Origin of the sequence: Halanaerobium congolense (assembly GCF_004366375.1) — a bacterium.
GTDB classification, from domain to species: domain Bacteria; phylum Bacillota; class Halanaerobiia; order Halanaerobiales; family Halanaerobiaceae; genus Halanaerobium; species Halanaerobium congolense.
On the sequence record NZ_SOEF01000047.1, the window covers coordinates 1 to 11,232 of the forward strand.

The 11,232-nt window shown below is 28.9% G+C and carries 9 protein-coding genes; all 9 read right to left on the bottom strand.

Features of this window, described 5'->3' with window-relative positions:
- Positions 1-666: 666 nt before the first annotated feature.
- Positions 667-879, bottom strand: a complete 213-nt coding sequence (locus C7954_RS12370; RefSeq protein WP_133505579.1) for a hypothetical protein — start codon at positions 877-879, stop codon at positions 667-669.
- A gap of 390 nt (positions 880-1,269) precedes the next feature.
- Positions 1,270-1,686: a type II toxin-antitoxin system VapC family toxin gene (locus C7954_RS12375; protein WP_089723416.1), complete on the bottom strand. Its 417-nt coding sequence runs from the start codon at positions 1,684-1,686 to the stop codon at positions 1,270-1,272.
- Complete coding sequence (locus C7954_RS12380; RefSeq protein WP_089723415.1) at positions 1,667-1,915, bottom strand: ribbon-helix-helix protein, CopG family; 249 nt, start codon at positions 1,913-1,915, stop codon at positions 1,667-1,669. The genes C7954_RS12375 and C7954_RS12380 overlap by 20 nt, the downstream gene beginning before the upstream one ends.
- Before the next feature lie 248 nt (positions 1,916-2,163).
- A complete protein-coding gene (locus C7954_RS12385) occupies positions 2,164-3,024 on the bottom strand; it encodes a DUF2971 domain-containing protein (RefSeq protein WP_133505582.1) in 861 nt (286 codons plus the stop codon).
- A 180-nt stretch (positions 3,025-3,204) separates the two neighbouring features.
- On the bottom strand, positions 3,205-4,683 hold the full coding sequence (locus tag C7954_RS12390; protein ID WP_134060161.1) for an SEFIR domain-containing protein: 1,479 nt from the start codon (positions 4,681-4,683) through the stop codon (positions 3,205-3,207).
- Positions 4,684-5,506: 823 nt separating this feature from the next.
- A complete protein-coding gene (locus tag C7954_RS12395) occupies positions 5,507-5,947 on the bottom strand; it encodes a (2Fe-2S)-binding protein (protein WP_134060163.1) in 441 nt (146 codons plus the stop codon).
- 491 nt (positions 5,948-6,438) lie between these two features.
- Positions 6,439-7,389, bottom strand: a complete 951-nt coding sequence (locus tag C7954_RS12400; RefSeq protein WP_134060165.1) for a hypothetical protein — start codon at positions 7,387-7,389, stop codon at positions 6,439-6,441.
- 197 nt (positions 7,390-7,586) lie between these two features.
- The gene (locus tag C7954_RS12405; protein ID WP_134060167.1) at positions 7,587-8,303 is read right to left on the bottom strand and encodes an MBL fold metallo-hydrolase; all 717 of its coding nucleotides are present in this window, start codon (positions 8,301-8,303) and stop codon (positions 7,587-7,589) included.
- 170 nt (positions 8,304-8,473) lie between these two features.
- Positions 8,474-9,253 carry a hypothetical protein gene (locus C7954_RS12410; protein ID WP_134060169.1) on the bottom strand — a complete coding sequence of 260 codons (780 nt, stop codon included), beginning with the start codon at positions 9,251-9,253 and terminating at the stop codon, positions 8,474-8,476.
- Positions 9,254-11,232: the final 1,979 nt, after the last annotated feature.

Genomic DNA, 11,232 nt, shown 5'->3' on the forward strand with positions numbered 1-11,232 from the left:
TTATACCAGAAACGGGGGTTTCATGCTATTTTTTTGCTAAATAATATTGAAATTTCAAGGTGCAAAAGCACTTTTACAAGTGCGAAGTTTGAGTTCCTTAATATAATATAAATGATTTAAAATATTTTGAAACAAATTAGAATCAATAATAATTATCATCCTTTCTAAATATTATTTTTGAAAAAATAATATCATTTGATTGCGATGTCGTATAACGTCCCTGGGATTTGCGCTTGTGACTGGTTCCGCAAGGAACTGGCGTAAAGCTTGCTTTTCCATATCCGTAATTGTTTAGATTGCAAGCTTTATGACAGAAGTCATGACGCCAATCCCATGTTATACGACTGTTAAACGGTAGTTCTTTTAATTACTTCTCTTTTATTATTTTGATTCTCTTAATAAATATACTGATTTAAAGCGCTAATGAGTATGTTTAGTTGAATTAATTATTCTTTTATCACTAATTTTTAGATCTTCACGAAATAAAATACATAATATTTTTACTATCTTTAAGGATTGCAATTAATATTCCTGAAAGTTGCAAAGTAAAATTCCCTATTATTGCAGAATAAAAATCTATTAATTTAGCTTTACTTGCAGAAATCGATTTATTATTAATATACTTCATGTAAAAGAAAAAAATCCCTGCTTTTTACAGGGGAAAACTTAATATTGGATCTTTAATAGATTTTGATCTATAGCTGCTACGAAGATTTTATAAATCCATCTCGAAACTTCTAAGAAATAAAGATACTTGACCCAGCCTAATGTCACGACTGTGACTGTTAGGCGGATAAATCTTTTTATAATTAATTCAATTATCTTTTCTTTTATTAAATTATATCCATTTGCTGCAGTACTTATCATTGATACTTTCATTTTGCTATCTTCATGAAACTTATTTCATTAAGATTTACAGCAGAAAGTTTTTAAATGCTAAATAATTTTTTACACTTTTCGCTCATTAAGACTTTACACTTGAAATTTTTCTAATCCGATTTAACAGTGAATTATTTTGATCTTAACCAAAAAATTTAAAATTAATGGTTTAATTATTATTAATTTGGTTTTGAATTACCCGAGAGGGTTTTACAAATCCATCTTGTTCTTTCCAAGCTGAAAACATACTTACTTAGTTTAATGTCGTATAACGTTACTGGGATTTAAGAAGTTCATGAGGCTTAGGGCGACTGCCCTTGCCGAATGAATTTGTGTGGAGCGCAGCGGAACCTTCAATCCCATGTTATACGACGTTTTGCTCGGTTTTTACTAATGATAACTAAAAATATTTTTAACATACTCATTTCTTATATTTCTATATATATAAAAATCGGAGTCAATTGATATGATTTCTTTTATACCCTCTGTTTCAGATATAATTATCAAACTAGCGTCAGCAAAATCCATCGGAACATCTGAATATTTCTCAGAAAGATCAATGATTCTCGAAATATCAGCCATATCAATTTGTTTTACTTCTATTGCACCTAAACTAATCCACTTTAAAAAATCAATCTGAGTATCTACACTAAAATCTAACATATGCAAAACTTCTGTAATAACAGGCCATGTAGTGTACAAACGTCCTTCATGCTTTTTTAGGAAGTCTTTTACAGGTATATGAAATTTATCATCCTTATCAAACAAAGCAATTAAAGGGCCAGCATCAATGAGATATCTTTTCATTTATTTTATCTCTCACTTTCTTCTTATATGTTTTAGATAAATTTCCTTTCCCACTTCCATTTCTACCAAAAAATTCTTCCCCAAGTTCATATGGTTTCATTTTTTTCTCTTGCTCAGTAATGTATTTTTCTAAAGCTTCTTTAATAATATCAGATTTAGTTACACTTTCTTGTTTTGATAATTGGTCTATTTTATCCTCTAATTCTTTTGATAATCTTACACTAATCATATTAACACCTCCGTAATACATATTGTATTACATTATATGCAAATTGTCAATATTATGGGTTTCTTTCTCACACATAGTAAACAGTCTAGCAAAATGTCGTATAACGTTACTGGGATTTGTGCTCGTGCCTGATTCCGTAGGAACTGGCGTAAAGCTTGCTTTTTCGTATCCATTATTGGTTAACCTGCAAGCTTTATGACAGAAGGCATGGCGCCAATCCCATGTTATGTGAAGACTCCAATTTTAAACTAAAAATTATGCAAAAAGAATATTTTCCCTTTTTCCCAGTGTAGTTTTTTATACATAACTCCATAATCATTAGCAAATTCTTTAATAAGTGGTGTATAAACTTTATTAAATTTATCTCCCACAATTATAGCCTCCAAGCTAGAACTTATATCAATGTATTCAAATTTATCCATAGAATCATATATAACAATTCTGTGTTCACTTTCATCTTTATAATCTTTATGTTTGGTGAAAAATAAATCTCCCCAATTATTTTCAATAAATTTTTCTATATAATTTTCGACTCCTTCTTTTTGAATTTTATTCCCGTTCATTACTAAATTTTTAAAATCAACCACAGGTAACCCTTTATATTTCATTTTACTAGAATAATAAAAGCAGTCATCTATATTTACTTTTTTTATTTTCTTTTCAATTTCTCTTTCTAACTCTTCAATAGAAAAGGCCAAACATATTCCTTTATTTCCTTCACCATATTGAGACCACATGCGAGAATTAGTACAACCTAACTTATCAATGATAGGCTGATAAAAATCATCATATTTACTAAAGGCTGAATCAGAATGTTCTTTTAAATTTTCATTATGACAAAAAGAAGAAAACCTTAATTTCTCTCGGGTTCTTTTTCGCATTTCTTCCCAAACTTTAAAAAGCTTTTCTTCAATTTCTTCATCATCTCCCCAAAAGGTACCACCAAAACCCCAATTTTTATATTCTAATGGATCATTTGTTTTGTTCAATAAAGATAATTTTAATTTCCCATCAGATAGAATATGTTCTAAAGCGGTAGGAGTATCTGTATAATGATATATAATATCTTGGCATTTTAATTTTTTAATTGTTTTCTCAAGTTTCTTCATAGAATTCACCTCAATTTAAATTGGAGATTTCACATAACGTCCCTGGGATTTGCGCTTGTGCCTGATTCCGTAGGAACTGGCGTAAAGCTTGCTTTTCCTTATCCGTGATTAGTTAATCTGCAAGCTTTATGACAGAAGGCATGACGCCAATCCCATGTTATGCGAAGTACCGGTATGTTTTTATACTCGACTTCCCAAGTTGTCATATCCAATTGATGATTTAATAAAAGCAATATTACCAACTAATCTAGGTAATTCTAAATTTCCATCTTCAACAGAATTAAAAAATTGTTGAAAATCCTTAGGTTTTTTAATGTTAAAAAGACATTTCATTGAGTTAAAATAATCTTTAGATTCTGCCCTAGCAAATAACTCAAATGATTTTTGAAAATACCTGTTGTAAATTAAAGTACATGGATACCAACTTCTATAAAAGAAATCTTCATCACTATTTAATTCATCTAATTTATCTCTTAAAAACAGTATGAAATCTGTCTGCATAATATTATTAAATTTAATTCCTGTTCCATGACACCTTTCTTTTAATAAATGAGCCTGTAAAGATTTTTTTCGCAAATTTAATCTATTATTTCTATACTCAAGAATTTTTAAATGTTTACGGAAAATATTAAAGCTTTGCATATTCATCCTATTGTCAGGATCTTTAATATAATAACGTGTATTTAATAAATGAGCTGCTATTTGAAAATATTCATGTTTGATAAGAGAACTAATACAATATAAAAATAATTCATGAATTATGAATTTGAAATTATCAAAATCCCATTCTTTCCATGTTGTTATTTCTTTAGGTTTAAAGAAATAGGGGATTAAATCTTCAAAGAAATTATGTAATATTTCTTTAACATTATTCAAGTTTTTATATGTTCCTATTGCATTAAAAATTTCAATAGCTTCATTTCTATAAGGAATAAACTTATCTATATTTTTAATAAATTCTTCATCAAATTCATTATTAGAAAATTCCTCATTTCCACTTTTTTTAATTCTAAATTCTTCTAACCCCTCTGTTAAAGAATCAAAATATTCGATAAGGGCACCATTTGCATAATTTTTCCCTTTTTTAATCGCATCTAAGGCTCTTTTGAATTTATAAGATGTACCAATAGATATATTATCACTATTATCTAAAAAAGCTGGTTTTTCTCCTATTTCAGGTTTTACATTTAGTGGTTCATCATAAATCCATCTAAGTAATTTCTCAAAATTTTTAGCATATTCCTCGTTATCACTTAAATCGATATAAATTCTTGACTTATAATAAACAGGCAAATATGCCTTTCCATTATCATCTTTTTCTGTCACAACTGCTACAAATTTATTTTGATCTGCTTTTTCATATATTTCTTGAGACATGATTTGAGCTTCTGTTCCTACTCCACCACTTCTATCATCGGCCTTTTTAGCATAAGCTTTATCACATATCATAATAACTTTCTTTATATTAGGATCAACAACCATTTTTTCCATAAAAGCATATGCATCATTTCCTTCTTTTAAATCCCACTTATCTAAAATAACATCTACCCCAGCTTCTACTAATTCTTCTGCAAGAGTTAATACCCATTCTTCATGTTCTGGGGAAGTCCAACTATATGATATGAATAATTTAGGATGCTCATTTTCTTGATTAGGCATTATTATCTTCTCCTTGTAAATAATTTTTAGGTATTTCGCATAACGATACTGGGATTCGCGGTGTGCCCGGTGTCCACAGACCTGGTGCAAAGTTTGCCATCATACCCGCAATTGTTTAATAGCAAGCTTTGTGCCAGAGGGCATGCCGCTAATCTCATGTTATCTGTCTGTTATGACAATATCGACTCTATTAATTATCATTTATCTTCAAAACTCCGAACCTCTATCCTCTTTTTTGCAACGGTCTTCCCGCAAAAAACTTAACCATTAGTCGGAAGTTTTGAAGATGATGCTATTACCTATCATAAAATTGATCATGCTCTCCCGTAACGCACCCAGGTTCGTTAATACCTAGCAGTTTCTATTTACTTTCCCCGGAGAAAGTAGATTCACTTCATCCAGCGATAACCAAACCCTTTTTCTTGGTCTTATTAGCTGCAGTAACATTGTCATAATGTCAGATAACGTCCCGAGGGTTCCCGACGTGCTCGCGCCCATTAGGGCCTGGCACAAAGTTTGCTGCCTCATAAAACTTACCAAATTCATTGCAAACTTTGTGACAGAGAGCATGTCCGTAGGCAGGCTGGTCTTTAGCCGTAGCGGGAACCCTCTGTTATGTGACGTATGCGGCCAAGCAGGACAGATTGGGAGGTCCGAGGAGGGATCCGATCTATCCTGCGTTTTATCCACATTGTTACCTCTTTAGCCTTTTCTTGTTTTTTCTTATAATTTTTTTCTATATTAAATCAATTTACAATAAGCTTTCTTTACTTTTCAAAAACTATATAATTTGAACATAAGCTAAGGTGAAAAAAATGCAATATTAAGAACAGCAATTAGACTTGTGATTTTTATTAGAATATTTCTCTATTTCTTTATTCAAAGCCTGATGACAACATCGTCCTGTAGGATTTTCTGTTAAGCAATTTCCAGTAATATTTTTACCTGTATAGTTTCTGATTTTGGGGATAGTTGTATAACCTTTACTGACTGCCTCTTTTATTTCTTTTCTTGTTAAATTAGAACAATAACAAATTGGAACATTTTCATCAGAAACATCTTTAAACCATACCTTTACATTTAAATCTGATAAACTATAGTAAATTGATTCAGGGTTATTAAAATAAACAATTTTACATTTAGAATTTAAACAAATTTGGTATAAATTACTTTCTCTAACATCTTTTTTAACAAGACTTTTAACTGTTTTAATCTTTACCTTTTTGCCTTCTAGTCCACATATGGGACATAACATATCTTCCATTTAAATTCCTCCTAAATATCTTTTTATATTGGTATTATAAACCATATAGTATTTACATAGTCAAGTGTTGAATGAATTTTTGTTAATTATCAATATATATGTGCCTTTTGAACTGCCAAATTATTTACTATTGTGGCTTTTAATAGTTTTTGATAAAGTCGTATCCTAAAATAGAAGTTTTAACTTATTAACTTTATGCTAAGTCAAAAAAGTAGGAGGTCCGAGGTGGTGCCTGCTTTTTTGACTTGCCTCGTAATACTATTATTTCAATTACATAGCATATGTCACATAACGTTACTGGGATTTTGCGCTCGTGCCTGATTCCGTCAGGAACTGGCGTAAAGCTTGCTTTTTCATATCAGTGATTGGTTAACCTGCAAGCTTTATGACAGAAGGCATGGCGCCAATCCCATGTTATATGAAGTCAGCAATATATATTGCTTTCAAAGAATTCAGTTTTATAATGAAAAATATCATTTTTATTAATGATTTTAAAAAGAAATATAATTTAATATACTTGCAGCTTTTAAAAGTTGAAATAACTTTAAAATATCAATTTTTCCTATTTTGTCATAATTATATGAACCATGCATAATCCAATTTCTATTTAATTGTTTTGGATGTTTATTCCAAGACGGTTTATACAATATAGTATAAACATTGTATACTCTTCGAAAAAGTATTATATTTAATGCTAGTTTATCCTCTACAGTTTCAATATAATCACTTGTTTTATTAAAAATATTATCTTTTTTTGTTTTTTTAATATTATAATCATCAAAGGCTTCAGATAATATATTTTCAAAAACTGCTAATAATGAAAATGCACAATGTTTATAATAATTCAAGTTATATAATTCATGGGCTTCAAGTATCAAAGAAGTATGATTTTCATACAGACTGTTTTTTTGAAATAATTCTATATATTCATCAAGATTTTTTTCAATATATTTATCTATTTCAAAATCCTCATGATTTATAATTTCCATATCATCTAGCATATCAGCATCAATAGCCCAACATTCTTTTTCAAATTTACTCATTAATGATTCATATTTTCTTAATCTATTACGAAAATTTTTCTCTAAATCATCCCAATTAATAGAAGTATTAAATTTTCTAATAGTTTTTGCAAATTTATTAAGAGTTTTATAATAATTATCAATAAAATCTTGCATTGGTTCAAAAGATTTAGCAAAATTTTTCTGTATTTCTGTTAAAGTTTTGTTAGAGATTATCGGCCTATTTAAAATTCTTTGTATTTCATCTAGCTTATTCTTTGGGATTAAAGGTTTATTGATAATTTTTGATATTTTATTTAACTGATCATTAATAATATAATTCTCACTATATTTAGATATATATTTATTTTTTTCATTTTGATCATCAGAATTATTTCTTGCTTTTTTTGGCTCATTATTAAACTTATCTTTATCACTCAATCTCTTACACCTCTCTTTATAGCATTGATAAACATTTGCTGATTTCATATAACGTTGCTGGGATTTGCGCTCGTGCTTGTTTCCACAGGAACTGGCGTAAAGCTTGCTTTTTCGTATCCGTAATTGGTTAGCCTGCAAGCTTTATGACAGAAGGCATGACGCCAATCCCATGTTATGCGTTGGGCGGACATAATAGTTTAATTATATATATTCAGGCTAATAAGCTCTTCAATAAATTTATCAATTTTATCTTTTAATATCACTCCATGTCCTGTACAAAGATATTTGATATCATATTTTTTTATTTCTCTTAAACCCTCAAAAAATTTCTTTAAGTTATTTTCTTTATATGAATTAGGTTTTTCAACAATTTCTTTAATTAAGTATTTTTGTTTTTCCCTTAATTCTTCACCCTCATATACGAGATTATCATCAGGTATTGGTAAACCAAAAAAACATATATGATCACCAATAAATAAAGCTTTTAATTCTTTATCATATATTGCTATTGAACCTTCTGTATGATGCCCTAAATGAATTATTTTATATTTATAATTTTTCTTGAATTTTTCATTAAATTTTTTTACATCTATAAAATCTAATTTAGATTCAGAACTTAATAAATCAAAGTCATCCTCATGAATAAATTTTTCTGCATTGGTGAAAAGCTTTGCTCCACCTATATGATCTTTATGACCATGAGTGGCTAAAAACCAAGCAATATCTGATGTAGAAAGTCCTAATAAATCAAAAATATTAATTAATAAATCTTTATTTTTGCTCTTACCAGAATCAATGAATAATAATTGACCATTAAAGTCATAAAAATACATATTATTATATGAATTCCATGAATCATCATAGTAAGAAAAAGCATATAGATTTTTTTCTATAAATTTAAGTATTGTTTTGATTTAAATCACCTTCTTAGCCTTTCGCATAACGTCCCTGGGATTTGCGCTCGTGCCTGATTCCGTTAGGAACTGGCGTAAAGCTTGCTTTTTCATATCCGTTATTGTTTATCCTGCAAGCTTTATGACAGAAGGCATGACGCCAATCCCATGTTATCCGACGTAGATGTCATTTAAGTATTTTTTAGCATTTCAGATATACGACCTTTTGCTATTTCATAATCTTTTGGTAAAGCTTTCAAAAGACTAATTACTTTACCTTCTTCAAAAGAATTTAATGGTTTAATATCGTCAATTAATTTTTCAATTTCTTTTAAAGAGTCATTAATTCTCCATTCTATATTTTTTTCTAAACATATCTCTACATATTCAATATAATATCTAAGAAGTGTACTTTTAGGACCATCCTTTTTTAGTTCAATTTCATGTTTTGCAATATCAATTCTTATATTATAAATATCTTCTTGTAATGTATTAATTTCTGTATTTATACTTGATAATTTTTCGTCTAAAATATTGTTTATTACGAGTTTATTATTTTTCTCTAATTTTCTAAATTTTTTGTTCATATTGTTAACTTGTTTATTATACTTATCATCAATTTCATTTTTTGTTTCTTCTAGTCGCTGAATTAATAATCCTTTCATCTCTTCTTTTAATGCTGTTCTTTCTTTTTCAGACATACGCATATTAAAATAACCATATATACTAATAATAGCAATAACAAATGTTGTTGATATACCTAATACCCATAGTGCCGTAGAAAGAATACGATCATTATCATATTTAAGAATTTCAAACTTTTCACTTAGTATCTCTATTTCATGTAGAAGATTTTCATTATTTAGTGTTTGTTTATTATTTTCAAAATTAATTTGTTGCCCTTCTACAACAATAGGAAATGAAAAAAAGGTAAAAACTAAAATAATAAATATAATTATATTTTTCTTCATTTTTAAAATAACACCTCAATTTAATATTATAGTCTATGTCGGATAACGTTACTGGGATTTGCGCTCGTGCCTGGTTCCGCAGGAACTGGCGTAAAGCTTGCATTTTCATATCCATAATTGGTTAAATTGCAAGCTTTATGACAGAAGGCATGACGCCAATCCCATGTTATACGACTGTTAAACGACAGCTCTTTTAATTTCTTCTCTTTTATTATTTGGTTCTCTTAATAAATATACTCAATAACTCTTAAACATACTCATTAGTGATTTAAATGAGTATGTTTAATTGAATTAATTATTATTTTACTACAAATTATTAGATCTTCACGAAGTTAAGTTCATAATATTTTTATTTTCTTTAAGAATTGCAATTAATATTCCCGAAAGTTGCAAACTAAAATTCCCTATTATTGCAGAATAAAAATCTATTAATTTAGTTTTACTTGCAGAAATCGATTTATTATTAATATACTTCATGTAAAAGAAAAAAATACCTGCATAGTAACAGGTTTAATTATTATTTCTCTTTTTTTGATTTTCTAAAGCACATCTCGTCAATCCATCTCGATACTTCTACGACTAAAGATACTGAGGCAGCCTAATGTCACGACTGTGACTGTTAGTCGGATAAATCTTTTATTATCTCTTTTCTTTTTTAATTCATTTATTATTAGTTGCTGCTACTTATCATTGATGCTTTGAATTTGCTATCTTCATGAAACTTATTTCATTAAGATTTACAGCAGAAAATTTTAATGACAAATAACTTTTTACAATTTTCGTTAATTAAGACTTTACATTTGAATTTTTTCTAATGCGATTTAACTGTGATTAATTTTGCTCTTAACCATAAGATTTAAAATTACTGATTTAATTATTATTAATTTGGTTTTGAATTACCCGAGAGGATTTTACAAATCCATCTCGTTCTTTCCAAGCTGAAAACATACTTACCTAGTTTAATGTCGTATAACGTTACTGGGATTTCCGACGTGCCTGTGCCTTTAGGCCTGGCGGAAAGCTTGCCTTCTAGATTTCTTGCTGCTATTATTGCAAGCTTTGTGACAGAAGGCATGTCCCGAAGGGTAGGCTTGCTCTTTAGCCTAACGGCAATCCCATGTTATACGATGTAATAACTTGCCACGTTAAAAACTTCTATCTACTTCAACTTAATGAAATATCACTATTCTTCCTTAACCAGCAGATAAGTTCATAAATTCTGTACTATAGTACATCTTCACGAAGTTCGTGAAGATAAATTACAGTGACTAATTTACCTTCTGATATATGTAAATAATTTTATAAATTATAATCCCCCAAGTTAATTGGTAAAACCACTAAAAACTCACAATTTTTATTTCCTTCATTTGCAGGAGTTATTTCATCTCAGTTAGCGATGATCCAACCCTTCCTTTATCTATTTCTCTTATTTGCCACTGTTCAGTTATTATTTCGTATAACGTTACTGGGATTTGCGCTCGTGCCTGGTTCCGTTAGGAACTGGCGTAAAGCTTGCTTTTTCATATCCGTTATTGGTTAGCCTGCAAGCTTTATGACAGAAGGCATGACGCCAATCCCATGTTATACGACTGTTAAACGACAGCTCTTTTAATTTCTTCTCTTTTATTATTTGGTTCTCTTAATAAATATACTCAGTAACTCTTAAACATACTCATTAGTGCCTTAAATGAGTATGTTTAATTGAAATAATTAATTTTTTACTAAAATTATTAGATCTTCACGAAGTTAAGTTCATAATATTTTTATTTTCTTTAAGAATTGCAATTAATATTCCCGAAAGTTGCAAACTAAAATTCCCTATTATTGCAGAATAAAAATCTATTAATTTAGTTTTACTTGCAGAAATCGATTTATTATTAATATACTTCATGTAAAAGAAAAAAATACCTGCATAGTAACAGGTTTAATTATTATTTCTCTTTTTTTGATTTTCTAAAGCACATCTCGTCAATCCATCT

Excerpts from the sequence above, each read along its gene's own strand:
- C7954_RS12395 (WP_134060163.1), bottom strand. The coding sequence starts at position 5,947 with ATGGAAGATATGTTATGTCCCATATGTGGACTAGAAGGCAAAAAGGTA.
- C7954_RS12375 (WP_089723416.1), bottom strand. The coding sequence starts at position 1,686 with ATGAAAAGATATCTCATTGATGCTGGCCCTTTAATTGCTTTGTTTGAT.
- C7954_RS12385 (WP_133505582.1), bottom strand. The coding sequence starts at position 3,024 with ATGAAGAAACTTGAGAAAACAATTAAAAAATTAAAATGCCAAGATATT.
- C7954_RS12380 (WP_089723415.1), bottom strand. The coding sequence starts at position 1,915 with ATGATTAGTGTAAGATTATCAAAAGAATTAGAGGATAAAATAGACCAA.
- C7954_RS12390 (WP_134060161.1), bottom strand. The coding sequence starts at position 4,683 with ATGCCTAATCAAGAAAATGAGCATCCTAAATTATTCATATCATATAGT.
- C7954_RS12370 (WP_133505579.1), bottom strand. The coding sequence starts at position 879 with ATGAAAGTATCAATGATAAGTACTGCAGCAAATGGATATAATTTAATA.
- C7954_RS12410 (WP_134060169.1), bottom strand. The coding sequence starts at position 9,253 with ATGAAGAAAAATATAATTATATTTATTATTTTAGTTTTTACCTTTTTT.